This is a genomic window from Methylosinus sp. Ce-a6 (genome assembly GCF_009811655.1).
Taxonomy (GTDB): Bacteria; Pseudomonadota; Alphaproteobacteria; order Rhizobiales; family Beijerinckiaceae; genus Methylosinus.
Window position 1 is genome coordinate 98290 of the sequence record NZ_BGJX01000008.1, and the last position, 26389, is coordinate 124678.

Annotated in this window: 25 protein-coding genes; 9 read left to right on the forward strand and 16 right to left on the reverse strand. The window is 66.5% G+C overall.

Annotated elements, in window-relative coordinates; all coding sequences use genetic code 11:
* Positions 1–145: 145 nt before the first annotated feature.
* The 5 genes from Mspo_RS07770 to Mspo_RS07790 form a co-directional block, all read right to left on the reverse strand.
* On the reverse strand, positions 146–1366 hold the full coding sequence (locus tag Mspo_RS07770; protein WP_159728474.1) for a 6-phosphofructokinase: 1221 nt from the start codon (positions 1364–1366) through the stop codon (positions 146–148).
* 108 nt (positions 1367–1474) lie between these two features.
* The gene (gene secA / locus Mspo_RS07775; protein WP_159728476.1) at positions 1475–4300 is read right to left on the reverse strand and encodes a preprotein translocase subunit SecA; all 2826 of its coding nucleotides are present in this window, start codon (positions 4298–4300) and stop codon (positions 1475–1477) included.
* 230 nt (positions 4301–4530) lie between these two features.
* Entirely contained in the window at positions 4531–4755 is a 225-nt protein-coding gene (locus Mspo_RS07780) for a type II toxin-antitoxin system RelE/ParE family toxin (protein WP_159728478.1), read from the reverse strand.
* On the reverse strand, positions 4752–5015 hold the full coding sequence (locus Mspo_RS07785; RefSeq protein ID WP_159728480.1) for a type II toxin-antitoxin system ParD family antitoxin: 264 nt from the start codon (positions 5013–5015) through the stop codon (positions 4752–4754). The genes Mspo_RS07780 and Mspo_RS07785 overlap by 4 nt, the downstream gene beginning before the upstream one ends.
* A gap of 67 nt (positions 5016–5082) precedes the next feature.
* The gene (locus Mspo_RS07790; protein WP_159728483.1) at positions 5083–6060 is read right to left on the reverse strand and encodes a polysaccharide deacetylase; all 978 of its coding nucleotides are present in this window, start codon (positions 6058–6060) and stop codon (positions 5083–5085) included.
* On the opposite strand from Mspo_RS07790, the gene Mspo_RS07795 reads away from it, so the two are divergent.
* Together Mspo_RS07795 and Mspo_RS07800 are read left to right on the forward strand one after the other, a co-directional pair.
* The gene (locus tag Mspo_RS07795; protein WP_159728485.1) at positions 6059–6532 is read left to right on the forward strand and encodes a GNAT family N-acetyltransferase; all 474 of its coding nucleotides are present in this window, start codon (positions 6059–6061) and stop codon (positions 6530–6532) included. The two genes, Mspo_RS07790 and Mspo_RS07795, sit on opposite strands and share 2 nt — an antisense overlap.
* Positions 6533–6543: 11 nt before the next feature.
* On the forward strand, positions 6544–7527 hold the full coding sequence (locus tag Mspo_RS07800) for a zinc-dependent alcohol dehydrogenase family protein (protein ID WP_159728569.1): 984 nt from the start codon (positions 6544–6546) through the stop codon (positions 7525–7527).
* Positions 7528–7616: 89 nt separating this feature from the next.
* Here the strand turns inward: Mspo_RS07800 and Mspo_RS07805 are convergent, their stop codons facing one another.
* On the reverse strand, positions 7617–9161 hold the full coding sequence (locus tag Mspo_RS07805) for an AAA family ATPase (protein WP_159728487.1): 1545 nt from the start codon (positions 9159–9161) through the stop codon (positions 7617–7619).
* Positions 9162–9435: 274 nt separating this feature from the next.
* The gene (gene mgtA, locus Mspo_RS07810) at positions 9436–12045 is read right to left on the reverse strand and encodes a magnesium-translocating P-type ATPase (protein ID WP_159728489.1); all 2610 of its coding nucleotides are present in this window, start codon (positions 12043–12045) and stop codon (positions 9436–9438) included.
* Positions 12046–12197: 152 nt separating this feature from the next.
* Between mgtA and Mspo_RS07815 the strand changes: the two genes are divergently transcribed.
* On the forward strand, positions 12198–13529 hold the full coding sequence (locus tag Mspo_RS07815; RefSeq protein ID WP_244613234.1) for an O-antigen ligase: 1332 nt from the start codon (positions 12198–12200) through the stop codon (positions 13527–13529).
* On the opposite strand, the gene Mspo_RS07820 is transcribed toward Mspo_RS07815, so the two are convergent.
* Positions 13501–15174 (reverse strand): outer membrane beta-barrel protein, encoded by a 1674-nt coding sequence (locus tag Mspo_RS07820; RefSeq protein WP_159728493.1) that lies wholly within the window; start codon positions 15172–15174, stop codon positions 13501–13503. The two genes, Mspo_RS07815 and Mspo_RS07820, sit on opposite strands and share 29 nt — an antisense overlap.
* 99 nt (positions 15175–15273) lie before the next feature.
* Complete coding sequence (locus Mspo_RS07825; protein ID WP_108917590.1) at positions 15274–15534, reverse strand: DUF2312 domain-containing protein; 261 nt, start codon at positions 15532–15534, stop codon at positions 15274–15276.
* Between the two features lie 241 nt (positions 15535–15775).
* Here Mspo_RS07825 and Mspo_RS07830 point away from each other — a divergent pair, with 241 nt between their 5' ends.
* The 3 genes from Mspo_RS07830 to Mspo_RS07840 all read left to right on the forward strand — a co-directional run bounded on the left by Mspo_RS07830 (position 15776) and on the right by Mspo_RS07840 (position 17649).
* The gene (locus Mspo_RS07830) at positions 15776–16237 is read left to right on the forward strand and encodes an RDD family protein (protein WP_159728495.1); all 462 of its coding nucleotides are present in this window, start codon (positions 15776–15778) and stop codon (positions 16235–16237) included.
* 120 nt (positions 16238–16357) lie between these two features.
* A complete protein-coding gene (locus Mspo_RS07835) occupies positions 16358–17089 on the forward strand; it encodes an arginyltransferase (protein ID WP_159728497.1) in 732 nt (243 codons plus the stop codon).
* A 143-nt stretch (positions 17090–17232) separates the two neighbouring features.
* Positions 17233–17649, forward strand: a complete 417-nt coding sequence (locus Mspo_RS07840; RefSeq protein ID WP_159728499.1) for a hypothetical protein — start codon at positions 17233–17235, stop codon at positions 17647–17649.
* Between the two features lie 212 nt (positions 17650–17861).
* Here Mspo_RS07840 and mutT read toward each other — a convergent pair whose 3' ends face one another.
* The 6 genes from mutT to Mspo_RS07870 all read right to left on the reverse strand — a co-directional run bounded on the left by mutT (position 17862) and on the right by Mspo_RS07870 (position 22800).
* The gene (gene mutT, locus Mspo_RS07845) at positions 17862–18263 is read right to left on the reverse strand and encodes an 8-oxo-dGTP diphosphatase MutT (RefSeq protein WP_159728501.1); all 402 of its coding nucleotides are present in this window, start codon (positions 18261–18263) and stop codon (positions 17862–17864) included.
* A gap of 13 nt (positions 18264–18276) precedes the next feature.
* Positions 18277–18852, reverse strand: coding sequence for a carboxypeptidase regulatory-like domain-containing protein (locus tag Mspo_RS07850; protein ID WP_244613236.1), 576 nt, complete (start codon positions 18850–18852; stop codon positions 18277–18279).
* 225 nt (positions 18853–19077) lie between these two features.
* Positions 19078–19497: a hypothetical protein gene (locus Mspo_RS07855; RefSeq protein WP_159728503.1), complete on the reverse strand. Its 420-nt coding sequence runs from the start codon at positions 19495–19497 to the stop codon at positions 19078–19080.
* Between the two features lie 61 nt (positions 19498–19558).
* Positions 19559–20257 (reverse strand): HAD family phosphatase, encoded by a 699-nt coding sequence (locus Mspo_RS07860; RefSeq protein ID WP_159728505.1) that lies wholly within the window; start codon positions 20255–20257, stop codon positions 19559–19561.
* Positions 20258–20538: 281 nt separating this feature from the next.
* Positions 20539–21786, reverse strand: coding sequence for a bifunctional glutamate N-acetyltransferase/amino-acid acetyltransferase ArgJ (gene argJ / locus Mspo_RS07865; RefSeq protein ID WP_159728507.1), 1248 nt, complete (start codon positions 21784–21786; stop codon positions 20539–20541).
* Positions 21787–21915: 129 nt separating this feature from the next.
* Complete coding sequence (locus tag Mspo_RS07870) at positions 21916–22800, reverse strand: peptidylprolyl isomerase (protein WP_159728509.1); 885 nt, start codon at positions 22798–22800, stop codon at positions 21916–21918.
* Between the two features lie 401 nt (positions 22801–23201).
* On the opposite strand from Mspo_RS07870, the gene dnaJ reads away from it, so the two are divergent.
* The 3 genes from dnaJ to pyrF all read left to right on the forward strand — a co-directional run bounded on the left by dnaJ (position 23202) and on the right by pyrF (position 25713).
* Positions 23202–24317, forward strand: coding sequence for a molecular chaperone DnaJ (gene dnaJ, locus Mspo_RS07875; protein WP_159728510.1), 1116 nt, complete (start codon positions 23202–23204; stop codon positions 24315–24317).
* A gap of 75 nt (positions 24318–24392) precedes the next feature.
* Complete coding sequence (locus Mspo_RS07880) at positions 24393–24998, forward strand: class I SAM-dependent methyltransferase (RefSeq protein ID WP_159728512.1); 606 nt, start codon at positions 24393–24395, stop codon at positions 24996–24998.
* A gap of 1 nt (position 24999) precedes the next feature.
* Positions 25000–25713, forward strand: a complete 714-nt coding sequence (gene pyrF, locus Mspo_RS07885) for an orotidine-5'-phosphate decarboxylase (protein ID WP_159728514.1) — start codon at positions 25000–25002, stop codon at positions 25711–25713.
* A 9-nt stretch (positions 25714–25722) separates the two neighbouring features.
* Here the strand turns inward: pyrF and Mspo_RS07890 are convergent, their stop codons facing one another.
* On the reverse strand, positions 25723–26340 hold the full coding sequence (locus tag Mspo_RS07890) for an HAD family phosphatase (protein ID WP_159728516.1): 618 nt from the start codon (positions 26338–26340) through the stop codon (positions 25723–25725).
* Positions 26341–26389: the final 49 nt, after the last annotated feature.

Here is a 26389-nt window from a genome sequence, read left to right on the forward strand (position 1 = left end):
CGGCCCCACATAAATCAAGCAAGAATCGCGCCTTGGGAAGGGGGGCGGCGGCTTTTCCCGGCTGCTTCCCCTTCTAGAGAGTAAACGCCCTGGAAATCAAGCTTTTGACCCAGGGCGTCGCCGTGCGCATGACACTTTCGAGACGTTACGCTCTCAGAATTTTGGCGACAGGATTGAGGCGCAGCCTGTACGCATCCGGCATGCCCGAGCCGAGCAGCGGACGCAGATAAAGTCGGAAGGCGTCAGTGACATCGGTTCCATCGGCGCTCAGGAACTCGTCCGGCATCACCTTGGTCTTGCCGGCGACCGCCTCCAGCGGCGTGAGCCGATAATCGACCGAGTAGAAGCCCGTGCGGTGAATCGTCACGGAGCCGTCGCGATCCCCCCACAGCGCGAACTGCACCGCCTTCTCGCCGACCTCGCGCGCCTCGCGCTGATCCACGTCGGAGACGCAGCCGACGAAGCTGCGCTGCACATAGCCGAAAGTGTCGGCGCGCACGCGCTTGAAGCCGAGCTTCGACTTGACGAGCTCGGTCAGCATGTCGGCGAGAGCGCCGCCGCCGAGGTGCACATTGCCATGCGCGTCCTTCTCCACCTGCTCGGCGAGCTTGACCGCGATCGGCGTGTGCTTCTCGTCGCTGACGCCCTCGGAGACGGCGACGACGCAGCGCCCATATTTGTCCATCGTCGCTTTGACGTCGGCGAGGAAGCGCTCCGTGTCGAAGACGCGCTCGGGCACATAGATGAGATGCGGGCCGTCGTCCGGAAACTTCTTGCCGAGCGCGGAAGCGGCGGTGAGAAAGCCCGCATGGCGGCCCATCACCACGGCGATATAGACGCCGGGCAGCGCCCAATTGTCGAGATTGGCGCCGGCGAAGGCCTGCGCGACCCAGCGCGCCGCGGAGGGAAAGCCCGGCGTGTGATCGTTGATCATCAGATCATTGTCGATCGTCTTGGGAATATGCACGACGCGCAGCGGATAGCCGGCGCGCCCCGCCTCCTCCGAGACGATGCGCACCGTGTCGGAGCTGTCATTGCCGCCCACATAGAAAAAGCAGCCGATCCGATGCGCGCGCAGCACCTCGAAGATCTGGTGGCAATATTTGAGATCCGGCTTGTCGCGCGTGGAGCCGAGCGCCGAGGAGGGAGTCTGCGCGACCATTTCGAGATTATGCGTCGTCTCTTGCGTCAGATCGACGAAGTCCTCGTCGACGATGCCGCGCACGCCATGCAGCGCGCCATAGACGCGATCCACGCAGCGGAACTTGCGCGACTCGAGCACCGCGCCGACGAGCGACTGATTGATGACCGCGGTGGGGCCTCCGCCCTGCGCGATGAGGACTTTCGAGAAATCGATGTCGGACACGAGAGCTCCTATGCAAGGCAAATGGGTAGTCGGCAGTAGGCAGTGGCAAAAGCGCGCCGGAGCAGACGTGCGTCGGACTGCCGAGCGCCTATTGCCGACTGCCTCACATCACACCAATGCGCCGTGGCAGTGCTTGAACTTCTTGCCCGAGCCGCAGGGACACGGCTCGTTGCGGCCGACCTTGCCCCAGCTCGCCGGATTGGCGGGATCGCGCGCCGAAGCCTCGGCGACCGCCACGCCGCCGCCCAACGCCTGCGGCGAAAAATCGGCGGCGGCGAGCCGCGCATTGAGCTCGGCGAGCGCGCTCTGCTCGGCGCCCGCGGCGTTCGGGTCCGGATGCATATATTCCATGGGCGGCAGCTCCGCGGGAGCCGGCGGCGCCTCGAAGGAGACCTCGACGCGCATCAATTGCGAGGTGACGGTCTCGTCCCAATGCGTCATCAGGCTGCGGAACAGCTCCAGCGCCTCGGACTTGTATTCGTTGAGCGGATCGCGCTGCGCCATGCCGCGCCAGCCGATCACCTGCCGCAGATGGTCGAGCACGACGAGATGATCGCGCCAGAGATGGTCGAGCGCCTGCAGCACGACCTGCTTCTCGATCATGCGCGAGAGCTGCTCCGAATTGCGCTCGACGCGCTCGGCGTAGGATTGGTTCGCCGCCGCGAGCAGACGCTCCTTGATCTCCTCGTCGGCGATGCCCTCTTCCTTCGCCCAATCCTCGACCGGCAGATCGAGATTGAGCTTGCTGCGCACATCCTCGGCGAGGCCTTCTATGTCCCAGGCCTCCGCATAGGCGTCATGCGGGATGCGCTCGGCGACGAGCCCCGCGACGACATCCTCGCGCATCTCGTTCACCGTCTCCTCGACGCTCTCCTCCGCCATGATCTCGCGCCGGCGCTCGAAGATCACCTTGCGCTGGTCGTTCATGACATTGTCGAACTTCAATATGTTCTTGCGTATGTCGAAGTTGCGCGCCTCGACCTTGTGCTGCGCCTTCTCGAGCGCCTTGTTGATCCAGGGATGGACGATCGCCTCGCCATCCTGCAGGCCGAGCTTCACCAGCATCGAATCCATGCGCTCGGAGCCGAAGATGCGCATGAGATCGTCCTGCAGCGACAGGAAGAATTTCGAGCGGCCGGGATCGCCCTGGCGGCCGGAGCGGCCGCGCAGCTGATTGTCGATGCGCCGGCTCTCATGGCGCTCCGTGCCGATGATGTAGAGGCCGCCGGCGGCGAGCGCCTTCTCCTTGAGATCGGCGACCTCGGCGCGAATCTCGGCTTCTTTCGCCTCGCGCGCGACGCCCTCGAGCCCGGCGCATTCCTGCGCGACGCGCATCTCTATGTTGCCGCCGAGCTGAATGTCGGTGCCGCGGCCGGCCATATTGGTGGCGATGGTGATCGCGCCCGGCACGCCGGCCTCGGCGACGATATAGGCCTCCTGCTCGTGGAAGCGCGCGTTGAGCACGGCGAATTGCTTCGACGGCTCGCCGCTGCGCGCCGCCTCGTAGAGCTTGGCGAGCGCCTTGGTCGGCTCCGAGAAGTCGATCTGCCGATAGCCCTTGGAGAGCAGGAATTCGGCGAGCTGCTCCGACTTCTCGATCGAGGTCGTGCCGACGAGAAGCGGCTGCATCTTCGCGTTCGCCTCCTCGATCTCGCGCGCGATGGCGTCGAGCTTCTCGCGTCCGGTGCGATAGACCTCGTCGTCCTCGTCTATGCGCTGCACCGGGCGGTTCGTTGGAATCTCGATGACGTCGAGCTTGTAGATCTCGGCGAACTCCTCCGCTTCCGTCGAGGCCGTGCCGGTCATGCCGGCGAGCTTCTCATAGAGGCGGAAATAGTTCTGGAAAGTGATCGACGCGAGCGTGACGTTCTCCGGCTGGACGGGCACGCGCTCCTTGGCCTCGAGCGCCTGATGCAGGCCTTCCGAATAGCGGCGGCCGGGCATCATGCGGCCGGTGAATTCGTCGATGATGACGACCTCGCCCTTGCGGACGATGTAATCCTTGTCGCGCTGGAACAGCTTGTGCGCGCGCAGGCCCTGATTGACGTGGTGAACGAGCGTGACGTTCTGCGCCTCATAGAGCGCGCCGTCGGCGAGCACGCCGGCTTCCGCCAGCAGCTCCTCCATATGCTCATTGCCGGCCTCCGTCAGATTGACGGTGCGCTGCTTCTCGTCGAGCTCGTAATCTTCCTTGCCCAGCTTCGGAATGAGCTTGTCGATGGCGTTGTAGAGATCGGATTTGTCGTCCGAATGGCCGGAAATGATGAGCGGCGTGCGCGCCTCGTCGACGAGGATCGAATCCACCTCGTCGACGATGGCGAAGACATGCGGGCGCTGCGCCATCTGCGCCAGCTCGTATTTCATATTGTCGCGCAGATAGTCGAAGCCGAACTCGTTGTTGGTGCCGTAGGTGATGTCGCAAGCATAGGCTTCGGCGCGCTCCTCGTCCGATATGTCGTGGACGATGACGCCGACGCTCATGCCGAGGAAGCGATAGACGCGACCCATCCATTCGGCGTCGCGGCGGGCGAGATAGTCGTTGACGGTGACGACATGGACGCCGCGGCCGGCGAGCGCGTTGAGATAGACCGCGAGCGTGGCGACGAGCGTCTTGCCCTCGCCGGTGCGCATCTCGGCGATGGAGCCCTCGTGCAGGACCATGCCGCCGATGAGCTGCACGTCGAAATGCCTCTGGCCGAGCACGCGCTTGGCCGCCTCGCGGACGGTGGCGAAGGCGGGAACGAGCAGATCGTCGAGCCTTTTGCCGTTCTCGAGCGCGTCGCGGAAATCGATCGTGCGCGCCTGCAGCGCCTCGTCCGACAGAGCCGCGAGCTCGGCCTCCAAGGCGTTGATCGCCTTGACCTTCGGCTGATAGGTCTTGAGCCGACGGTCGTTGGCCGAGCCGAAAATCTTCTTGGCGATGGCGCCGAGCATGCGCAAACCTTTCTAGATGAGCCCCGGGGAAGGGGCCGGCGGAGGCCGCCTTTTCGCACATGTTCCTTTCGATTTGCCAATTTCTTTTCGAAAGGCGCGCGCGGCCGCGCGCTCGCGCTCGCAGCGGCGGCGCGGCGACCGGGCGAGAGATAAGAGCCGCCAGAACCCTTGTCAATGTAAGGGAAAGCTTACCCGACAGGGCGGGTCAGCCTTTTGGAAACAATCACGATTCATAAATCCATCGCGCCGGAGAGGACGTGCAGGACGACGACCGTCTCGTCCAAGACTTGATAGAAAATCAGATAATTGCCATGGACCACCCGATGAATGCCGCTCGCTTCGTGACCAGGAAGGAGAGGATAGGCCAGCGGCGTCGCCGGAAGGGCGCGGCAGCGGGCCTCGAGATCGTCGACAAAGATGAAAGCGCGCGCCTCGGCGGAGAAGGCGAGCTTCATTCGGAGCGTCGGCCCCCTGCGTCTCCATAGCGCGCGCGAAGTTCGGCGAAAACCTCGTCAGCGGAATGGATCCGGCCGGCGCGAGCGTCGGCGAGACCGCGCTGCAAAGCGACATCGAGCGCCGCCATTCGCTTATCGCGCTCTTCGATCAGCCGCACGCCTTCGCGGATTACCTCGCTCCTGGAACGATAGCGGCCGCTCGACACCAGCCGATCGATGGCCCTCTCCAAGTCCCGCTCGAGTAGAACGCCGCTCGGCATAGCAGCTCTCCTTCATCGTCGGACTATGGCAAATCGGCCGAACTTTGCAAAGACGACCCCCCTCCCGTCACTCCGGCGCCTCCTCGATCCGCCGAAACGGCAGGGGCAGCCGGCCCTGCTCCAGCAGTCTCGAGAATAGGCGCAGCCCCGCGGGCTCGTTGCCATTGGGGTGGACCAGCACGATCGAGCCGTCGCGGGGCGCCGGCGAAAGCACGAGCCAGGCGTCCGCGCCGAGCGCGATCAAATGGCGGCGGCGCAGCTTCTCCATCAGCCGCGCGTCGGCGACGAGGCCGGGAAAGCGGAAAAACGCCGAAGGCGTCGCCCCGCGCTCGATCAAAAGCTTTTCCACCCGCAAGATTTCGGCGTCGAGATCGACGCCCGGCCGCAGCAGATAATTCTGCGCATCGGCGAGGCGCGGAGCGTAAGGGTGGCTGTAGGAATGGCCGACCCAGGCGATCCGCAGCGATCCGCTCGCCGCCTCGCTCATCAGCCAGTCGAAATCCGCGCCGTGCCGCTCGAGCCAGAGGCCGGACACGGAGAGCGCCAGCGGCGCGCCGGGCGCGACATCGGCGAGGCTGCGCAGAAAGTCGCGGTCGAGCGGCCGCCGGCTCGGGCAGAGATCGCCGGTGAGATAGGAGCCCGCCCCTGCCCCATGGCCGAGACCGGCGCTGATCGAGAGGCTGCGCCCGGAGGCGACGAGACGCGGCTCGTCCGGAGCGCCGGGCCGCGGCCGCAGCGCGCGCATGAAGCGCGTCTCCTGTTGAGCCTCCTCCGTCGTCTCGAGGCAGCGCCATGCGCTCTCGGGCTCGAGGCTCGTCTCCAGCGTCGCCGGATCGACCGTGAGCGCGATTCGTTCGCCGTCGAGCCGCATGCGGCGGATGGCGAGGCGCGTCTCGCCGGAGGGCCCATGGCATTCCAGAAAGACAGGCCGATAATCCGCTACGCGGCGCGCCGCCTCGCGCGCCTCGACGCGAGGGGCGATTGCGGCGAGGGCGGCGAGCGCCCAGAATGAGATCGTCGCGTTGCTTCGCGGGGGATGGCGCATGACCGAGAAAACTCCTCCCCAAAAAGACCCTGACGGGAAATCCCCGCGGGAAACGCTTTCGGTCGTCTTCCACGATCTCGCCCGCGAGAGCCCGGCCGTCGCGGCGGCGCTCGGCGGCGAGCTCGCCGCCCGTTTCCGCCCCCGCGACGAGGCGCCCTACTCCATCATCGCCCATGACGACGCCGGCGCGCTGATCGGCGGGCTCAACGGCGTCTTCCATTGGCGCTGGCTCTATATAAGGCATTTGTGGGTCTCGCCCGAGCGCCGCGGCATAGGCCTCGGCACGGCGCTGCTGCGGCGCGCCGAGAGCGAGGCCCGCTCGCGCGACTGCCTCGGCCTCTATATCGACAGTTTCGACCCTCGCGCCGCTCGCCTCTATGAGAGATTCGGCTTCGTCCGATTCGGCGAGATCGCCGATTTTCCACTCGGCCATAGCCGCATGTTCTTCTCCAAGAGGCTCGAGCCCGCATGAGCGCGCCGGAAATGACGGCCATGGCGCTGCGCCGGCCGCGGACGCCGCTCGCGGCCGAGCGCCGGCCCCTGCCCCGTCCGGATTCAGGCGAATTGCTGCTCGAGGTCGAGGCCTGCGGCGTCTGCCGCACCGATCTCCATGTCGTCGACGGCGAGCTCGAGCATCCGAAGCTGCCCATCGTTCCGGGCCATGAGATCGTCGGCCGCGTGATGGAGATCGGCGCGGGCGTCACGGGATTCGCGATCGGCGAGCGCGTCGGCGTTCCCTGGCTCGGCCACACCTGCGGCGCCTGCCCCTATTGCGCGAGCGGACATGAGAATCTCTGCGACGATCCGCTCTTCACCGGCTACACGCGCGACGGCGGCTATGCGACTCATACGGTCGCCGACGCCTCCTATTGCTTTTTGCTTCCGCGAGAGGGCGACGCCGCGACGCTGGCGCCGCTGCTCTGCGCCGGCCTCATCGGCTGGCGCTCGCTGAAAATGACGGGCGAAGCGCGGAACGTCGGCGTCTACGGCTTCGGCGCCGCGGCGCATATCATCGCGCAGGTCGCGATCGCGCGCGGGCGGCGCATCTTCGCCTTTGTGCGGCCGGGGGACGAGAGGGCGCGCGATTTCGCGCTCTCGCTCGGCGCCGTCTGGGCCGGCGGCTCCGACGAGGCGCCGCCCGAGACGCTCGATGCGGCGATCATCTTCGCGCCCGTCGGCGCCCTCGTCCCGCGCGCGCTCTCGGCGCTGCGCAAGGGCGGGATCGTCGTCTGCGGCGGCATTCACATGAGCGACATTCCCTCTTTTCCCTATTCGCTGCTGTGGGAGGAGCGTCGGATCGCCTCGGTCGCCAATCTCACCCGCGACGACGCGCGCGAGTTTCTGGCGCTCGCTCGCCAGCTCGGCGTCGATGCGCATGTCGTGCGCTATCCTCTCGCCGCGGCCAATGAGGCGCTCGCGGATTTGCGCGAGGGGCGCCTGCAAGGCGCGGCGGTGCTGTTGCCGTGAGCGCCCCCTCCCCGGCCCTCCCCCGCCTGCGGCGGGAGAGGGAGACGCCGACGATCGGCGTCTCGCGGCGGCTCGATGAAGCGCGCAGCCTACCCCCTCTCCCGCGCAGCGGGGGAAGGCTGGGGAGGGGGCGTCAGCGCCGCTATCTCCTCGGCGACCACATCCGTCTCTCGCGAAGCGTCGATGCGCATCCACCGCAGCGCGCCGAGATCGTAATTGCGCTGCCGCGCCGCGATCTCCTGCGTCGCATCCGACACATCGCCCTTGCGCGCGCCGACGCGCGAAACGCACAGCGACGCATCGGCCTCGAGCCAAAAGCCGGCGAAGGGAATGCCCGCGCCACGCGCCGCCGCCTCCAGCGCATCGCGCTCGCTTTCGCGCGCATAGACGGCGTCGACGATGACAGGCCAGCCGAAAGCGGCGACGCGCAGCGCCTCGCTCTGCATCGACTCATAGACCTTTGCGGAAACGGCGACAGTGTAAGCCTCCTGCGGCAGAGGCGACGTCGGCGCGACGCCGAAGAGCTTCTTGCGCAGCCGATCGCTGTTGAGCGTGCGCGCGCCGGGCGCCGCGCCGAGAAGCGGCGCCAGCGCCGCCGCGACGCTCGACTTGCCCGAGCCGCTCAGGCCGCCGATGGCGACGATGCGCGGCGCCGCGGGTCGAAGCAGAGCGCGAGCGAGATCGAAATAATCGCGCGTCTCTCTGTTCAGCGCCGCATGATCGGCGTCGGCGTCGAGCGCGCGCGCGGCCGCGACATCGGCGCGGATGGCGGCGCGCAGCGCCATGAAGAAGGGCAGCAGCGGCAAGCCGTCCGCCTCGTCGCGCTGATCGAGATAGCGATTGAGCGCGAAGGCGGCGAGCGCGTCCAGCCCGCGCCGGCGCAGATCCATGATTAGAAAGGCGAGATCGTAGAGAATGTCGATCGTCGCCAGCGCATCGGAGAATTCGATGCAGTCGAAAGGCGTCGGCTCGCCGTCGACGAGGCAGATATTGCGCAAGGTGAGATCGCCGTGGCAGCGCCGCACTTTGCCGGCGTCGCGCCGATGATCGATGAGCGCGCCATGCGTCTGCGCCGCGCTCCGCAGATCGTCGGCGAGCGCGCGCCGCTCCTCTGCGGAAACAACGGCCGATTTGGCGAGCGAGCAGGCTTCGCCGAGATCGAGCAGAGAGGCCATGACCGCCGCGCCGCCGCGGCCCGCGACCACTTCCGCGCCATCGTGAAACAGCGCGACGCGCTCGGCGAGCCGCTCGACGAGCGGCGCCGAGAGACGGCCGGCGACGGCGAGATTGTCGAGGAGATCGTCCTCCTCGAAACGCCGCATCTCGACGACGGCGTCGACGAGCTCCCCCTCGCCGTCGAAGGCAAGCGCGCCGTCGTCCCCGCGCGTGACGCGTCGCACGGCGAGATAGAGCCGCGGCGCCGTGCGGCGGTTGAGCGCGACTTCGCGCTCGCACATCGCCAGTCGAATCTGTGGCGTATGGAAATCGAGATAGGGAAAGACGACATCGCGCTTGAGCTTATAGGCGCGCTCCTTCGTCAGCACGACGATCGAGATATGGGTGACGATCGTCTGCGCGTCCTCGCCCTGCGCCATGAGAAAACGAACGGTCTCGTCCTGCGCGCCGAATGTCATGGGACAAAGCCCTCCGACGCCACGCAGAACGCGCGCCCCTTCTCCCGCCTGCGGGAGAAGGTGGCCCCGCCATAGGGCGTCCGAAAGGACGCCCGTCGCAAGCGCCGGGCTAATGGCGGGATCGGATGAGGGCCGACGGCGGAATTCGAATCCTTCATCGCTGGCGCGCATTTCATCGATGTCGCGGGCAATGGCGACGAGCCCTCATCCGACCCGGCTACGCCGGGCCACCTTCTCCCGCAGGCGGGAGAAGGAGTCGCGCACGATGATTCCATCACATCCCCCATCTCTTCACGAACCAGCTCTTCACGAGATGCGCGAGCACGCAATAGGCGAGGAGGAAGGAGAATATCGCCGGCCAATAGAGCGGCGGCAGCGGCGTGAAGCCGAAGACGCCGGCGATCGGCGAAAAGGGCAGCGCCGCGCCGAAGAGACAGACGACGAGCGTCGTCAGCATCAGCGCATTGCTCGCCCGACTCTGGATGAAGGGAACCCGCGCCGTGCGGATGACATGGATGATGAGCGTCTGCGTCAGCAGCGATTCGACGAACCAGCCGCTCTGAAACAGAGACGGATCGGTCCAGGCGCCGAAGGCGTAGATCATCAGCGCGAAGGTCGCATAATCGAAGATGGAGCTGATCGGCCCGACGACAGTCACGAATTTGGCGATATTGTCTATGTCCCAACGGCGCGGCTTCTCGAGATATTCCTTATCCACATTGTCGGTGGGGATCGTCGTCTGCGAAAAATCATAGAGCAGATTATTGGTGAGCACTTGAATGGGCGTCATCGGCAGGAAGGGCAGAAACATGCTCGCGCCGAGCACGCTGAACATATTGCCGAAGTTCGAGCTCGCGCCCATCTTGATATATTTGGTGATGTTGGCGAACACTTTGCGGCCCTCGAGCACGCCGTCGCCGAGCACGGCGAGGCTCTTCTCGAGCAAGATGATATCGGCCGATTCCTTGGCGATGTCGACGGCCGTGTCGACGGAAATGCCGACATCCGCCGCCTTCAGCGCCGGCCCGTCGTTTATGCCGTCGCCGAGATAGCCGACGACATGGCCCTTGCGATGCAGCGCATCGATGACGCGCGCCTTTTGCGGCGGCGAGAGCTTGGCGAAGACGCTCGCCTCATCGGCGAGAGCGGACAATTCCTCGTCGCTCATCCGCTCGATCTCCGAGCCGAGCGCGACGCGCCCCACCGAAAGGCCGACGTCCTTGCAGATCTTGCGCGTCACTATCTCGTTGTCGCCGGTCAGTATCTTCACCGCGACGCCGGATTTTTCGAGCGCCGCTATGGCCGGCGCGGCGCTCTCCTTGGGCGGATCGAGAAAAGCGATATAGCCGAGCAGCGTCAGCGCGCTCTCGTCGGCGACAGAAAAGCTCGCCTGTTCTTGCGGCAGCTCTTTGTAGGCGACCGCGACGACACGGAACCCGTCGGCGTTCAGCTCCTCCGTCTCGCGCTGCGCCGCCTCGAGATGCGAAGGATCGAGCGCGCCGCAATCCGTCGCGGTCTCGTAGCGCGACGAAATGGCGAAGAGCTCCTCCACCGCACCCTTGCAGATGAGGAGATGCGGCCCGTCGTCGCGGCGCACCACCACCGAGAGCCGCCGCCGCTCGAAATCGAAGGGAATTTCGTCGATCTTCTCGAAAGCGTGATCGGGACGCAGCGCGCTCGCCAATTCGTGATGCTCGAGCACGGCGCGATCCAGCAGATTTTTCAACCCCGATTGAAAATGGCTGTTGAGAAAAGCGAATTCGAGCACGCGGTCCGAATCCTCGCCGAAAATATCCAGATGCCGCTTCAATATGATGCGGTCCTGCGTCAGCGTGCCGGTCTTGTCGGTGCAGAGCACATCCATCGCGCCGAAATTCTGGATGGCGTTCAATCGCTTCACGATCACTTTCTTGCGGGCGATGGCGATCGCGCCCTTGGCGAGATTGACCGTCACGATCATCGGCAGCATTTCGGGCGTGAGGCCCACCGCCACCGAGACGGCGAAGAGCAGCGCCTGCAGCCAGTCTCCCTTGGTCACGCCATTGATGATGAAGACGGCAGGGGCCATCACCGCCATGAAGCCGATCATCAGCAGCGTGAATCGCGTCACGCCCTTGTCGAAGCTCGTCTCGACGCGCGCGCCGGCCATTTTGTCGGCGAGCGCGCCGAGAGCGGTGCGCCGCCCCGTCTCCACCACGACGCCGGTGGCGTAGCCGCTCACCACATTGGCGCCCATCAGCGCGATATTGCGCGCGGCGAATGGATCGCTCGCGGGCTCGGCATGGGCGAATTTCTCCACCGGCATGGATTCGCCGGTCAGCGCCGATTGATTGACGAAAAGGTCTTTCGCCTCGAGCAGGCGCAGATCGGCGGGGATCATATCGCCGGCGGAAAGGCGCACGATGTCGCCCGGCGCGAGGCGCTCGATCGGCTCCTCGACGAAACCGTCCGGCGTATGCGCGCCCGGCCGGCGCACGGAGGCGTGCGTGCGCACCATGGCCTGCAGGCGCGCCGCCGCCTCGTTGGAGCGATGCTCCTGAAAGAAGGCGAGGCCGACGCTCAGCACGACCATCGCCGCGATGACGACGGATGCGCGCAGATCGCCGAGCGCGTAGGATACGACAGCGAGCGAGAGCAGCAGAGCGTTCAACGGATTCTTGGCGCGGCCGGCGAGCTCGCGCATGAGGCTCGGACGCCTTTCGCGGGCGATGCGATTGAGCCCGACGCGCCGGAGCCTCAGCGCCGCGGCGCGCACGGCCAATCCGGACGGCGAGGTTTTCAGGCGCCGGAGCGTCTCCTCGCCTGTTTCCTCCGCCGAGCGCAAGAGCTCGTCGTCGTGACCTCTCTCGTGGCGCAGGCGCGGCGGCGAAAATCGCTGGTTCATCTCTTGCTGAATCCCGATTCGGGCGAGGAGCGAAAGGATCGAAGCTGTTTCATCATGGTCCGGCAAGAGGGCGCGATGTCGCTTCGCTATCAAGCTCAGGTCACGCTTTGTTAACGATGAAGAGGCTAGCAAATTCGCAAGGCGCCGTCCTCATGTCGCGCGCGTCGCGCCCGAAGGCGCGCGATCTTCTGGATCGTTCCGATATGGGACAAGCGATGACCGAGGCCGCGGCGGCGGCGGCGCAGCCGAGATGGACCCTGAACTATCCGCGGCTGCTCGGCGCGCTGTTCTGGATCACCTCCTTTTCCGGCTCGGTGGTGTTCATCGAGCCCTCTCCTTACGACCTCCTGATCCTGCTCACGCTCATCGTCTGGGGGCTCGGCGGCGTGCGCATTCATCGCGCGGTGCTGCCGGGCGTCGCTTTCCTCGCGCTGTGGACGCTCGGCGGCTACCTCTCGCTCATTCCCTATTGGAACGAGCCGGACCCGGTCGAGTTCATGACGCATACGCTGTTCATCTCGACGACGGGCGCCTTCTATATGCTGTTCTTCTCGGAGAACACGTCGAGGCGCTTCGATCTGTGCATGAGCGGCTATGCGGCGAGCTGCATTCTGGCGGCGGTCATAGCGGTCGGCTCCTGGGCGGGGCTGTTCGGCAATCACGCCGCCATGACGCTGGACGGGCGCGCCATGGCGCCCTTCAAGGACCCCAATGTGCTGGGCTCCTATATGGTGCCGGGCGTGCTTTTTTTCGTGCAGCGCCTGCTGCTCGGCCGCTGGCGATTCTGGCCCGTCACGCTCATCGGCCTCGCGCTCTGCGGCGCGGCGCTCTTCACCTCCTTCTCGCGCGGCTCCTGGGGCGCGGCGGTGGTGTCGATCGCGCTGATGACGATCATGTCGGTCGTCACGGCGGACTCCCGCAAGATGCGGCTGCGCATCGGCGCCATGGCGCTCGCCGTCGCCGGCGTCGTCGCGGTCGGCATAGGCGTCGCGCTCACCGATTATTCGGTGCGCGAGTTCTTCTTCAAGCGCGCCTCGGCGACGCAGGACTATGACGAGGGCCCGACGGGGCGCTTCGGCAATCAGAAGCGCTCGCTGCCCATGCTCGTCGAGCGGCCGAACGGCATGGGCCCGCTGCGATTCCGCCTGACCTTCGGCCTCGAGCCGCATAATTCCTACATCAACGCCTTCGCCTCCAATGGCTGGCTCGGCGGCTTCGCCTTTCTCGGCCTCGTGCTGACGACCACCTTCGTCGGCTTCCGCCTGTCGCTCACGCGCTCGCCCTATCTGCGGCAGGGGCAGCTCATCTGGTCGGCGATGTTCGTGTTCTTCCTGCAGGCGCTGCAGATCGACATCGACCATTGGCGCTATTTCTTCATCTATCTCGGCGCCGTCTGGGGCCTCGAGGTCGGCCGCGTGAAATGGGCCGAGCGCGCGGCGCGAGACGAAACTCTCGTCACGGCTCGAAGCGAAGCCCGCCCATGATGACATTGGCGGTGAAGTTCGAATTCGCCGTGCTGACGAGGCGCTGCCAGAAATAGCTCCCTTTGATGGAGAGCGAGCGCGTGAGCTTGTATTCGAGCTTCACGCCCGCCGTGCCGATGCGCTCCAGAGTGTCGGCGCCCTGATAATTATTGGTCTGATAGCTGCCGGTCGCGGTGATGGTGAAATTGCGGAACATCGCATGCGTCGCATCGAAGGTGATGTTGCGCGAGAGAATGCCCGCAGCGCCCTGCAGCGTGGTCTCGGAGAGCGTCGTTCCGGCGCGCAGCGTGAACGTGGTGAGCGGCGTCGCCGTATAGATGATGGCGGCGTCGATGATCGGCCCGCGCAGGCGCGGCAGGCGCGGATCGGCATAGTCGCGCTGAGCGTAGCCGCCGGAGGCTTCGCCCCTGACGAGATCGGTGATCTTGAAGGTCGTGCCGACACGGCCATAGACGCCCGTGCTGTCGCGCGCATAGCCGTAAGGGTCGAGCCAGGAATCGTGGACGCGCTTGTCGACGATCGCCTCCACAAAAGGCTTCATCGAGGGATTGAGCTCGAAGGCGAGGCGGGGATTGATCCCGTAGGCATTGTAGCTCGTGCTCATCAGATTGAGCACGGAGCCGTCGTTGTAATAGGCGTTCTGATAGATCCAGCGGTCGAAGGTCGCGCGCATCGTCGCGTCGAGGCGCCCGAAGCTCTGGGTGACGCCGGCCGCGGTTCCGAGCGAGACGATGAGCGGCCGATTGACGACGACGACATTGGGCAGTGTGGTGGCGAGGCCCGGCGCGCCGGGCCGCTGCGTGTCGAGTGTGAAGCGGCCCTCGAATTTCACCTTTGTGTCGCGCGCGACGTCCCATCGATAGAAGACGTCGCCGGCGCCGTCCGGCCGATCGGCGTTTTGGACGCTGAAATAATCGACATAGCCGAGCCGCAGATTCCCCTGAATCTCGTCGCGCGTCCATTCCGAGCGCAGCCGCAGGCCCGCGTCGACGCGGAAGAACTGCGAGCCGTGGACGTCCGCTGTCAGGCGGTTGGGGTTGGTGTCATAGCCAAAGGTCGGCTCGGCATAGGGGTAGAGGCGCAGCGAGCCCACCCCGACGCCCAGCGGCGCATAGGGATTGGCGTCGACGACCGGCTTGGGCTTGGTCGGTATCTGCGCGGGCAGTGCGACATTGGGCGGCGGCGGGCGCTCGGGCGGCAGATCCAGCGTCCCGCGGAAGCCGCGCAGGCGCAGCCTCGCCTGGCGCTTGATCTTCTCCTTGGCCTGGTAGGAGGTCTTATAGGGCTCGAGCGGCGGCAGCGGGTGCGCCGGCGAGAATGGCGGCGGCTTCAGGCGCGGCGGCGGCGGATAGGGTCGCGGCACGCGCGCACGCACGCGCGGCGGTCCATAATTGGGCGCGCCGGGCGAGACCTCGGGGGCGGCCTGCCGCTCCGGCGCCGGCTGCGTGACGGCGGGCGGCGCGGCCGCGGGGCCCGGTATGGGCGGCGTCGCCGGCAGATCGCGCAGCGGGGCGATATCGAGCGAGGACGGCGAGAGCGCCTGGCCCTCGGCCGGACGCGAGGGCGCGACCGCCGCCGGCGCGGCCAGCGACAGAGCGATGAGCGTCGTTGCCGCGGCGCGGCTCTGAGACTTGGCGGAAGCCACTCGTTCCCTCGCGCGGACGCCCGTTTCGAAGCAGGCGCGATGGAGTCGAGCGTTAAGGAGTTATGGTTAACGGATGCTTACCGGCCGAGCCTCAGGCGCTCATTCGCCGAGCGCGGCCATATAGAGCTCGAGAATTTCTTCTTCTTCCGCGCGCTTGTGCTTGTCCTGGCGGCGCAGCGAGACGATCTTGCGCATGATTTTCGGATCGAAGCCGGTGCTCTTGGCCTCGCCATAGACGTCCTTGATGTCGTCGGCGATGGCGCGCTTCTCCTCCTCGAGCCGCTCGATGCGCTCGATGAAGGAGCGCAAATGGCCGCCATTCACCTCGCCGGTCGGATCGATCCCGGCGCTGGCCTCCATCTCACGGGCGGCGACCCTGTTGCTGGCCATGATCTTCTCCTCTGGGGGGCTTCGAGGGCTCTGGAGGGGCGGCGCGGCGCCCGCTTCCAGGGCGGTGGGGAGCCATGCCAAGCCGCGGCCGGCGCCGTCAAGCGCGGGACGAAATAATCCCCGCTTTCCTTGCGTCCGAGCTTGACGGCCGGCCTTTCGTCCCCGACATCAACCGCGGCCCGCCCGCTGCGGGCGCCGAGAGGATGCGAAAATGTACGACGCCAGCGGCGACGGCCGCCTTTATCCGGTCTCGCCCGGCCAGCCGCCGCGGGAAGCGCTCGCCGGCGTCCGCACGCGCCGCATCCTCGCCGTCTGCCTCGATTTCGTCGCGGTGGCGCTTCTGTCGGCGGCGCTATGGTTCGCGCTGCTGGTGCTGAGCTTCGGCCTGTCGGCTCTGCTGCTGCCGCCGCTGTTTCCGCTCGTCGCCTTCTTCTATAACGGCCTCACGGTCTCCGGCTGGCGGCGGGCGACGCCGGGGATGCGGGCCATGGACCTCGAGGTCCGCCTCTCCGATGGCGCGCCGGCGCCCTTCCTCAACGCGGCCGTCCACGGCGTGCTCTTTTATGTGAGCTGGCTGTTCCCGCCTCTGCTGCTCGCGACCTTCATCACCCCGGACAAGCGCTGCCTGCACGACATTCTGGCCGACGTCATCGTCCTGCGCCGCGCGGATTGAGATATCGAGTAGAAAAATTCTTGGCGCGCCGCCCGCGTCGATTCTAATATCGCTGTCCGTCCGCGCTGGAAGGCGTCGGAGCGTGCGGTATATCGAATTCGGCGACAGGACGAGACCAGCGTGACGAGAGAGCCCCGCGACGCGCCGCAATTCTATCTCACTTCGCCCGCGCCCTGCCCCTATCTGCCGGGCCGCGAGGAGCGCAAGGTCTTTACCCATCTCATCGGCCGCCGCGCGCCGGCGCTCAACGACACTCTGACGCAATCGGGCTTCCGCCGCTCGCAGACCATCGCCTATCGGCCGGCCTGCGAGACCTGCCGCGCCTGCATCTCGGTGCGCGTGAAGGTGGACGAGTTCGAGCAGTCCAAGAACCTGCGCCGGGTGGCGCGGCGCAACGCCGACATCTTCGCCGAGGCGCGCCGCCCCCATGCCGTGACCGAGCAATATGCGCTGTTTCGCGCCTATGTCGGCGTGCGGCACAATGACGGCGGCATGGCCGACATGAGCATGATCGACTATCAGATGATGGTCGAGGACAGCCATGTCGAGACGCGGCTCGTCGAATATCGCGCGCCCGACGTCAATGGCGGGCCGGGCAGGCTCGTCGCCTGCTGCCTGACCGACTATCTCGCCGACGGTCTGTCGATGGTCTATTCCTTCTACGATCCGACGATGGACGAGCGCTCGCTCGGCGCCTTCATGATTCTCGATCATGTGGAGCGGGTGCGCCGCGCCTCTTTGCCCCATCTCTATCTCGGCTATTGGGTCGAAGGCTCGCGCAAGATGGCCTATAAGGCCCGCTTCCTGCCGCAGGAGCGGCTCGGCATGGACGGCTGGAAGCGCGTCGGTTGATGTCCGCGCCCTGCCGCGTTTCCTGAAGGCCAGATGAACGAACCGGCCATGCGCCGTTCAGCTTCGCGGAATTAACCTTTCCTTCGTCATCGGGAATTGCCGGCCCGCGCCGCGCGCGGCCGACGGAGCGAAGGAGAGCGTCCATGGACGCCAAGATCATGAAAATCGCCGCAATCGCGGTCGCTGGCGTCATCGCCGCGACGACGGTCGGCGCCGCCACGCCGGCACACGCCGACGACTGGGGCCATCCCGGCGGCTGGGACCACCACCATGGCGGCTGGGGCCATCACGGCGGTCACGAATGGCGTCCGGGCTGGGGCCATGCCGGCTATGGCTGGCGCGGCCACCATGGCTACGGCTGGGGCGCTCCCGTCGCGGCGGGCGTGCTCGGCGCTCTGGCCGTCGGCGCGGTCGCCGCCGCGGCGTCGCAGCCGCATTACGGCTACGGTTACGGTTACGGCTACGGCTACGGTTACGGCGGTTGCTATCTCGCCAATCAGCCGGTCGTCGACGACTGGGGCGATGTCGTCGCCTATCGCCGCGTGCGGGTCTGCAACTAGGGATTTGACGCGTTTCCGGACGCCGAACCGGCGTCCACTTCGGCTGGAAACGCTCGAGCTTTTTCGATTTCGAAGCATTCGACGCCCGGTAAGCCAGGGGCGTCGAAGCCCGCCGCCGCTTCCCCGCCCCCTCTCGCGCGACGGCGGACGCATGGCCTCCCGGATCTCCCCTCCGGGAGGCCTTTTTCGTTTTTGTCGGCCCAGGCCCCGCTTCAGCCGAGCAGCGCGACGAGCGGCGCGATCAGCGGCGCGTCGGCCGGCGGCATTTGCGCGGGGTCGAGCTCGCTCGGCCGCGTCCAGGCGATCGCCTGCCCCTCACGCGAGCGCGGCTCGCCGCGCCAGCGCCGGCAGAGATAGAGCGGCATCAGGAGATGGAAGGCCTCATAGGCGTGACTGGCGAAGGTCAGCGGCGCGAGGTCGGCCGTCTCCACCTCTATGCCGAGCTCCTCGGCGAGCTCGCGGACGAGCGCCTGCTCGGGCCGTTCGCCCGGGTCCAGCTTGCCGCCGGGAAACTCCCACAGCCCGGCGAGCTGCTTGCCGGGCGGGCGCTCGGCGATCAGCACGCGGCCCCGCGCGTCGACGAGCGCGGCGGCGACGACGAGAAGCAAGGACAATGCGTTTCCCCGTTCAATTGCCGGAGAGCACGACCTCGATCGGATCGGTCTCCTTGCCGGTGACGACGATCTCGTCGTACATCGCGCCGCCATCGCTGAGCAAGCCGCCCTTCGGGACCCAGGTGAGCTGCGTCGTCACGAGATAGCGGCCCGGCGCGACCTTGTCGAAGGCGAAGCGGCCCGTCGCGCCCGCCTTGGTCGTGCGCGTATAGGCCGCATATTCGGCCTCCTGCGTCGGCGTCGGCATGAAGAGGGCGGGAATAAACTTCCGTGTGCCGTAGAACTGCGCGAAGCGCGCCTGCGCATAGGCGGTCGCGGGAATGAGCCGCACCACCTCGCCCGCGGCGTAGCGCACATTCAAATGCCCCTGCCGGTCGCGCAGAAAAGCCTGACCCTCGATCGTCGCCTTGCCCTCCTGCCGGATGAAGGCCGCCTCGGCCGGATCGAAGCGCAGGTCGGGCGCGGCGCTGTTGCAGGCGGAAAGGGCGAGCGGCGCGAGCGCGGCGCAGACGACGACAAGACGCATGGAAAACGGCCCCGGCACGGCGAAAAGCGCGGCCAATGTCGCCGCTTCGCCACGCAAAGGCAAGGCTCGCGCTTTCGGCAGCTTTCGGCCTCGCGCTGTCATGCGATTTCCGATCGATACGCGGACGAAGCAACAATCCCTCGCCCTGAGGAGCCCGCGAAGCGGGCGTCTCGAAGGGTCGAAGCCGCGCGCGCTGGATCATCCTTCGAGGCTTTTTGCGTCCCGCAAAAAGCGCCTCGGGATGAGGGAGTTGTATTTGCGGGCCAAAGCGATCAGCCAGAAACTGCATCAGCGATCGGCCGGCGGCGGCGACAGAAAGGCGGCGGCGCAGCTCAGCCCATTGCGCCAATCGACGACATTCATGCGCTTGTCGTAGCAATCGCGCTTGGTGATCGCCTCCTCGCAATCCGCGCCCCCCATGAATTGATAGGTGACGCAGGCGCCGACAGGCGGCGGCTCGTTCTCGTCGTCCTCGGCCTTTTTTTGGGCCGGCTTCTTCTTCTCGGCGCTTTTTTTCTGTCCGCCTTTCTTCTCGCCGCCTTTCTTCCCGCGGGCCTTTTTCGCATCGCCGTCGGGCGCGCTCTTCTCCACGGCGACGCCGGAGAGCGCCGCATAGTCCCGCGCCTCCTCATAGGCGCCGGCGCAGGCGGAGAGCGATAGGCAAAGAGCAAGCAGAACAGCCGCGAAAAGCGGCCGGCGCGGGGTCATCGCCATCTCCGTGGCGCAAGCGTCGAATCGTTCCGCAGTCTAGAAACCGAGGCGGTTCTCGTCAGCGCGCAAAGGCCCCTAGGGGGCGCGGCGCATCCGCATGGGCGCGCAGCATCTCGAGCACGTCGCGCAGGCTCGCGACGACGGCGAGGCAGAGCGCGCGCTCCTCCGACGAGGGCTGCAATATGTCCGGCGCGAGAATCGTCATCGCGCCGGAGGCGGCGGCCGAGCGCAGGCCGGTGGGCGAATCCTCGAGCGCGAGACAGCGCGGCGGCTCCTTGCCGAGCGCGCGCGCGGCGCGCAGATAGGATTCGGGATGCGGCTTGCCGCGCGCGACATCGTCGCGCGTCACCAGAGCGGAGAAATGCGACAGCAGGCCGCAACGGCTCAGATGATGCTCCGCCGTCGGCCGCCGCGAGGAGGTGGCGACGGCGAGCGGAATATTCATGGCGGTGAGATAATCGACGAGCTCGCGCGCGCCGTCCTTGAGCGGCACGCCGGCGCGCGAGGCGTGGGCGACGAAGGAGCCGCAGGCCTCTATGCAGGCGTCGAGCGGGAAATCGGCGCCGAAGCGCTCGATCATCATCGTCTCGCAATCCTGCATGGGCTTGCCGATCATGCGATGGCAGAAGGCTTCCGTGATGTCATAGCCGACGGCGCGTCCGGCCGCGAGCCAGGCGTCGACATAGAGCCGCTCCGTATCGAGGAGCGTGCCGTCCATGTCGAAAAGGACCGCCTCCACAGGATAGGGAAAAACCACGTCCGCTTCCTCGCCGCCACCGAGCCGAGGCGAGTAGAAACCGATTCTCGAAACGTTGCGATGACGAAGAGGTCACGAGCGCATGTCAAGGCCTCGACTCCTTCTCCCGCTCGCGGGAGAAGATGTCCCTCGCGTCAGCGAGGGTCGGAAGAGCTCGTCGTTCCTGCGGCTTGCGATGGGGGCTGACATCGCGAGATCGCCGGCGTTCGCAGCGACGCTCATCCGACCTCGCTTCGCGGGGCCACCTTCTCCCACGAGTGGGAGAAGGAATCCGCAAAAGATCAGCTCCGATAGTCGCCGTTGATGGCGACATATTCTTTCGTGAGATCGCAGGTCCACACGCGCGCGGCGCCGGAGCCGAGGCCGAGATCGACATGGATGGCGATGTCGTCGCGCTTCATGATCTGCGAGACTTCGGCCTCGTCGTAATCCGGATCCCGCTGGCCCTTATGGGCGACGCGTATGTCGCCGAACCAGATGGCGAGCTTGTCGCGATCCGCCGCCTCGCCGGATTTGCCGACCGCCATGACGACGCGGCCCCAATTGGCGTCCTCGCCGGCGACCGCCGTCTTCACCAGCGGCGAATTGGCGATGGAGAGGGCGATGCGCTTGGCCGCTTTCGCGCTCTCGGCCCCGATCACCGTCACCTCGACGAATTTGCGCGCGCCCTCGCCGTCCTTCACCACCTGATGGGCGAGGTCGAGCAGCACCTCGTCCAGCGCGCGGCGAAAATCCTCGAGGCGTCGGTCGCTCGCCTTGTCGATCGCGGGCGCGCCGCGCTTTTCCGCCGCGCCGGTCGCGAAGAGCAGCAGAGTGTCCGACGTCGAAGTGTCGCTATCGACGGTGATCGCGTTGAACGAGCCCTGCACCGATTTCGAGAGCAGGCTCTGCAACGCCTCCGCCTCGATCGGCGCGTCGGTGAAGACGAAGGAGAGCATCGTCGCCATGTCGGGGGCGATCATGCCGGCGCCCTTGGCGATTCCGGCGATGCGCACTTCCACGTCGCCGAGCCTCGCGACGCGCGTCGAGAGCTTCGGATAGGTGTCGGTCGTCATGATGGCGGAGGCGGCCTCGCGCCAGGAGTCGGGCCGCGCCTCGGCGACGAGCTTGCCGAGCACGGGCTCGAATTTCGTGGCGTCCAGCGGCTCGCCGATGACGCCGGTCGAGGCCAGGAACACTTGTTTCTCGAGCACGCCGGCGGCGGCGGCGACGAGCTTGGCCGAGAGCTTCACCGCCTCCTTGCCGGCCTTGCCGGTGAAGGCGTTGGCGTTGCCGGAATTGACGAGCAGCGCGCGCGCCTTGCCGCCGTCGAGCCGCGCGCGGCACCAGTCGACGGGAGCGGACGGGCATTTGGAGCGGGTGAAGACGCCGGCGACTTGCGTCCCCTCGTCGAAGAGGGCGAGCATGACGTCGGTGCGCCCGGCGTAGCGGACGCCGGCCTGGGCGACGGCGAAGCGGACGCCGTCGATCGGCGGAATATCGGGATAGGTCTTGGGGGCGAGCGGCGAAACGGGAGCGGCCTTGGCCATGGCTCGGTATGGGTCCTGAAAAAGGCGAGAGTGACGGGGGAAGTGAGTGGTGAGTGGTGAGTGGTGAGCGGCGGCGGACGTAGCGGTCCGCCGCCTCCTCACTACTCCCCACTCACTACCGCCTCATGACTATTTCTTCTTCTCGGCGGGCTTCGCCTCGGCGGGCTTGTCCGCCGGCTTGGCCTCCGCGGGCGGCGCCTCCGTGCGCTCGATCTTGGCGCCCTGGCGCAGCTCGACGATGAGGTCCGACTGCGCCTTCTGCGCCACATAGCGGGAGACCTGGTCGCGCACCTGGTCGAGCGGCGGGAACACCTTCGGGCGCTTGCCGTCCAGCTTAATGATGTGCCAACCGAATTGCGTCTTCACCGGATCGGATGTCTGCCCCGGCTCCAGCTTGAACGCCGCCTCGCCGAATTCCGGCACCATGCGGTCCTTGGTGAACCAGCCGAGATCGCCGCCCTGCGCGCCCGTGTCCTTGGAGAGCTCGGTGGCGACCTTGGAGAAATCCTCGCCGCCCCTCACGCGCTTTTGCGCCGCCTTGGCCTCGTCCTCCGTATTCACCAGAATATGATGGGCGTGGATCTCGGTCTCGGGCTTCTGATTCTTGGCGGCCTCGTCATAAGTCTTCTTGACGGCGGCCTCGGTGGTCGCGTCCTTGGCGATCTTGCCGAGCAGCGCCTCCATCAGCGCCTTGTCGCGCAAATAAGCGAGCTTCTTGGCGAAATCCGCCGTCTCGCCGAGCTTGTCGCGCTGCGCCTTCTGCACCACGAGCTGCTCGTCGATGAGGAAATCGAGAATGTAATTCTCACGCGCCTTGCCCTCCAATTGTCGCGGCAGGCCCGAGCCGAGGTCGTCGAGCGCGATCTTCACGTCGTCGTCGGTAATTTCGACGCCATTGACCTTGGCGAGGACCTTGGCCTGCGCCGGAGCCGCGCCCATCGCCAGCAGAGCGAGGACGCCGATCGCGGCGAGGACGCCCCGGCTGCCGAGACGCATGGTCTTGAGGTGAGGCATGATGGTCTCCAACAAAAGTGCGACAGGCGGGGGGAGGCCTGTCGCGAACAGCGTTCCACTAGAGCAAGTCCAAGCAAAGGGGAACACGGAAATTTCAGCGCGTCGCGGCCGTACGCGACATTTCAATAGGATTGGTCGACAATATATTGCGAAGGTCGAAATGGCGAAGGTGAAATGGCGAAATTCGACATGCGCGACGCCGCCGCGACGCGCGGCGGGAGGTTCCGCCATGCGGCGCGCGGCCGGGCGAGGTCGACGAATCGCAGATTCGGAACTGCCCGGCTTTGGCGTCGTTCGGCAAACCGTGCTAGCAGATTCGCCCGAGTTCATATATCGGCTGTCCGCGATCCTCGACGCGCCCCGTCGGCGGGACGGCTCCCCAACTTGCCAATGACCGACCCATGTCCAAACGCGACTTCTACGAAATACTCGGCGTTTCCAAGACCTCGACCGATGTCGAGCTGAAGATCGCCTTTCGCAAGGCCGCGATGCAATATCATCCGGACCGCAATCCCGGCGACAAGGACGCCGAGGCGCGCTTCAAGGAGATCAACGAGGCCTATCAATGCCTCTCCGACTCGCAGAAGCGCGCCGCCTATGACCGTTTCGGCCACGCCGCCTTCGAGCAGGGCGGCGGCTTCGGCGCCGGCGACGGCTTCGCCGCCTCCATGGCCGATATTTTCGACGATCTCTTCGGCGAGGTGATGGGCCGACGCGGCGGCCGCGGCGCGGCGCGCGAGCGCGGCTCGGACCTGCGCTACAATATGGAGATCACGCTGGAGGAGGCCTTCCACGGCAAGGCGGCAACGCTGAAGCTGCCGACCTCGGTCTCCTGCGAGGCCTGCTCCGGCACGGGCGCCAAAAAAGGCTCCAAGCCCAAGACCTGCCCGACCTGCGCCGGCCATGGCCGCGTGCGCGCTCAACAGGGCTTCTTCGCCATAGAGCGCACCTGCCCGACCTGCCAGGGCCGCGGCGAGGTCATCGACAATCCCTGCTCCGTCTGCTCTGGGACCGGCCGCTCGACGATCGAGCGAACGCTCTCCGTCAATGTGCCGCCCGGCGTCGAGGACGGCACCCGCATCCGCCTCGCCGGCGAGGGCGAGGCCGGATTGCGCGGCGGACCGCCCGGCGACCTCTACATCTTCCTCTCGGTGAAGCCGCACACATTCTTCCAGCGCGACGGCGCCGATCTCTATTGCCGCGTGCCGATCTCCATGGTGCGCGCCGCGCTCGGCGGCAAGATCACCGTGCATACGATCGACGGCGGCGAGACCGAGATCAAAATTCCGGAAGGCGCGCAAACCGGCAAGCAGATCAAGGTGAAAGCCAAGGGCATGCCGCTGCTGCGCGGGCGCGAATCGGGCGATCTCTACGTGCAGATCAGCGTCGAGACGCCGCAAAATCTGACCAAGCGCCAGCGCGAGCTGCTCGCCGAATTCGAGGAGGAGTCCTCCCACCACACCCACCCCGAGGCGACCGGCTTCTTCGCTCGGATGAAGGAGCTTTTCGGCAAGTGAGCGGACGCCATTGACCGAGCGAGCGACCTCGTACATGGTCGCGCGCATTTGGAACGATCGAGGGGCTGTCTCAGCGTGTCACAGACTATCGAGCCACTGAAATCCGCTCTCGCCGACAATGCGCGCTTTCTGCGGTCTTGGATGGAAAATCCCCGTGGCGTCGGCGCCGTATCGCCCTCGGGGCCCGCGCTCGCCCGCGCCATGGCGAGCTATGTCGATCTTTCCCGCGAGGGGCCGGTCGTCGAGCTCGGCCCGGGCACCGGCCCTGTCACACAGGCGCTGCTCGAGCGCGGGGTTCCTGCCTCGCGCCTGCTCCTGGTCGAATATGAGACGTCGTTCTGCGATCTCTTGCGGCAGCGCTTTCCCGGCGTCGAGGTGGTGCAGGGCGACGCCTATTCGCTGAAGCAGACGCTGGGCGGCAAGCTCGAAGGCCCGATCGCCGCGGTCGTCTCCAGCCTGCCGCTGCTGAACCAGCCCGAATCGGACCGGCTGCGCCTGCTCGACCAGGCCTTCGAGATGATGGCGCCGGGCGGCGTGCTCATTCAGTTCACCTATGGCCTGTTCTCGCCCATGCCGCTGAAACGCCATCCGGGCGGCTCCGCCTTCTCGTCCGAGGTCTCGCGGGTCTGGGCGAATATTCCGCCGGCCCGCGTGTGGCGTTATAGCCGCCGGGCCGGCTGACATGGGCGACGGCGCGACGATCCCGGCGCGCGACCGCCTCATCGTCGCGCTCGACGTCGACAGCGTGGAGGCGGCGCGCGCGCTGGTCTCACGGCTCGGCGACGCCGTCTCCTTCTACAAGATCGGCATGGAGCTCGCCTATGGCGGCGGCCTGCCGCTCGTCGAGGAGCTGAAGGCCACCGGCAAGAAGGTCTTCATCGATCTGAAGCTCCACGACATCGGCCAGACCGTCGAGCGCGCGACGCGGCAAATCGCGCGGCTCGGCGCGGATTTCCTCACCGTTCACGGCTTTCCGCAGACGATGCGCGCCGCCCGCCAGGGCGCGGGCGAGAGCGGATTGCGGCTGCTCGCCGTCACGGTGATGACCTCCTATGACGATTCCGATCTCGCGGAGGCCAACTATTCCATCGGCGTCGCCGAGCTCGTCGCGCGCCGCGCAAGACAGGCGAAGGATGCGGGGATCGACGGGCTCATCCTGTCGCCGCAGGAGGTCGCGCCGATTCGCGCGCTGGTCGGACCGCGAATGGCGCTGGTGACGCCGGGCGTGCGTCCGGCGGGCGCCGCGCTCGGCGACCAGAAGCGCGTGATGACGCCCGCCGAGGCGATCGCGGCCGGCGCCGACCATCTCGTCGTCGGCCGCCCGGTGACGCAGGCCGAGGATCCGCGCGCCGCCGCGCAGCGCATCGTCGAGGAAATCGCCGCCGTCGGCGCGTGAGGACGCGCCTCACAGCAGCGCCAGCTCCATCAGCTCGCGCTCGACCTGCTCCGGGCTCTCGAAGCGCGCCGCATGCATGCCGACATTGCGCGCGCCTTCCACATTGGCGGCCGAATCGTCGATGAAGAAGCACTCGGCCGGATCGAGCCCATAGGTCTCGAGCAGGAGGCGATAGATCGCCGGATCGGGTTTCAGCAGCTTCACCCGGCCGGAGACGACGACGCCCGCAAAGCGCCGGAAAAAGACGAATCGCTCATAGGTCTCGACGAATTTCTCGTCCGAGAAATTGGTGAGCGCATAGAGCGGCGTCTCGCGCTCGGCGAGCCGCTCCAGCAGCGCCACACTGCCGGCTATGGGCCCGGCGACCATCTCGCTCCAGCGCGCGTCATAGGCGCGGATCGCTTCGGCGAAATCGGGAAATCGCGTGACGAGCTCGTCCACCGCCTCGGCGAAAGGACGCCCGCGGTCCAATTCGAGATTCCAGTCCGTCGTGCAGATTTCGCCGAGAAAACGCTCCATGGCCTCGGCGTCGTCGAACAGCTTGCGATAGAGATGGCGCGGATTCCAGTCGACGAGCACATTGCCGACGTCGAAGACGACGGTGGTGACGCGAGATTTCACGAACATATGAGAAGCTCCTATCGGATCGGAAACTGGTCCGGCATTTCGTCTGGAG

Coding starts and splice junctions, on each gene's coding strand:
- secA (WP_159728476.1), bottom strand. CDS start 4,300: ATGCTCGGCGCCATCGCCAAGAAGATTTTCGGCTCGGCCAACGACCGT.
- Mspo_RS07780 (WP_159728478.1), bottom strand. CDS start 4,755: ATGAAGCTCGCCTTCTCCGCCGAGGCGCGCGCTTTCATCTTTGTCGAC.
- Mspo_RS07785 (WP_159728480.1), bottom strand. CDS start 5,015: ATGCCGAGCGGCGTTCTACTCGAGCGGGACTTGGAGAGGGCCATCGAT.
- Mspo_RS07795 (WP_159728485.1), top strand. CDS start 6,059: ATGACCGAGAAAACTCCTCCCCAAAAAGACCCTGACGGGAAATCCCCG.
- Mspo_RS07790 (WP_159728483.1), bottom strand. CDS start 6,060: ATGCGCCATCCCCCGCGAAGCAACGCGACGATCTCATTCTGGGCGCTC.
- Mspo_RS07800 (WP_159728569.1), top strand. CDS start 6,544: ATGACGGCCATGGCGCTGCGCCGGCCGCGGACGCCGCTCGCGGCCGAG.
- Mspo_RS07805 (WP_159728487.1), bottom strand. CDS start 9,161: ATGACATTCGGCGCGCAGGACGAGACCGTTCGTTTTCTCATGGCGCAG.
- mgtA (WP_159728489.1), bottom strand. CDS start 12,045: ATGAACCAGCGATTTTCGCCGCCGCGCCTGCGCCACGAGAGAGGTCAC.
- Mspo_RS07815 (WP_244613234.1), top strand. CDS start 12,198: ATGTCGCGCGCGTCGCGCCCGAAGGCGCGCGATCTTCTGGATCGTTCC.
- Mspo_RS07825 (WP_108917590.1), bottom strand. CDS start 15,534: ATGGAGGCCAGCGCCGGGATCGATCCGACCGGCGAGGTGAATGGCGGC.
- Mspo_RS07830 (WP_159728495.1), top strand. CDS start 15,776: ATGTACGACGCCAGCGGCGACGGCCGCCTTTATCCGGTCTCGCCCGGC.
- Mspo_RS07840 (WP_159728499.1), top strand. CDS start 17,233: ATGGACGCCAAGATCATGAAAATCGCCGCAATCGCGGTCGCTGGCGTC.
- Mspo_RS07855 (WP_159728503.1), bottom strand. CDS start 19,497: ATGACCCCGCGCCGGCCGCTTTTCGCGGCTGTTCTGCTTGCTCTTTGC.
- argJ (WP_159728507.1), bottom strand. CDS start 21,786: ATGGCCAAGGCCGCTCCCGTTTCGCCGCTCGCCCCCAAGACCTATCCC.
- Mspo_RS07870 (WP_159728509.1), bottom strand. CDS start 22,800: ATGCCTCACCTCAAGACCATGCGTCTCGGCAGCCGGGGCGTCCTCGCC.
- dnaJ (WP_159728510.1), top strand. CDS start 23,202: ATGTCCAAACGCGACTTCTACGAAATACTCGGCGTTTCCAAGACCTCG.
- pyrF (WP_159728514.1), top strand. CDS start 25,000: ATGGGCGACGGCGCGACGATCCCGGCGCGCGACCGCCTCATCGTCGCG.
- Mspo_RS07890 (WP_159728516.1), bottom strand. CDS start 26,340: ATGTTCGTGAAATCTCGCGTCACCACCGTCGTCTTCGACGTCGGCAAT.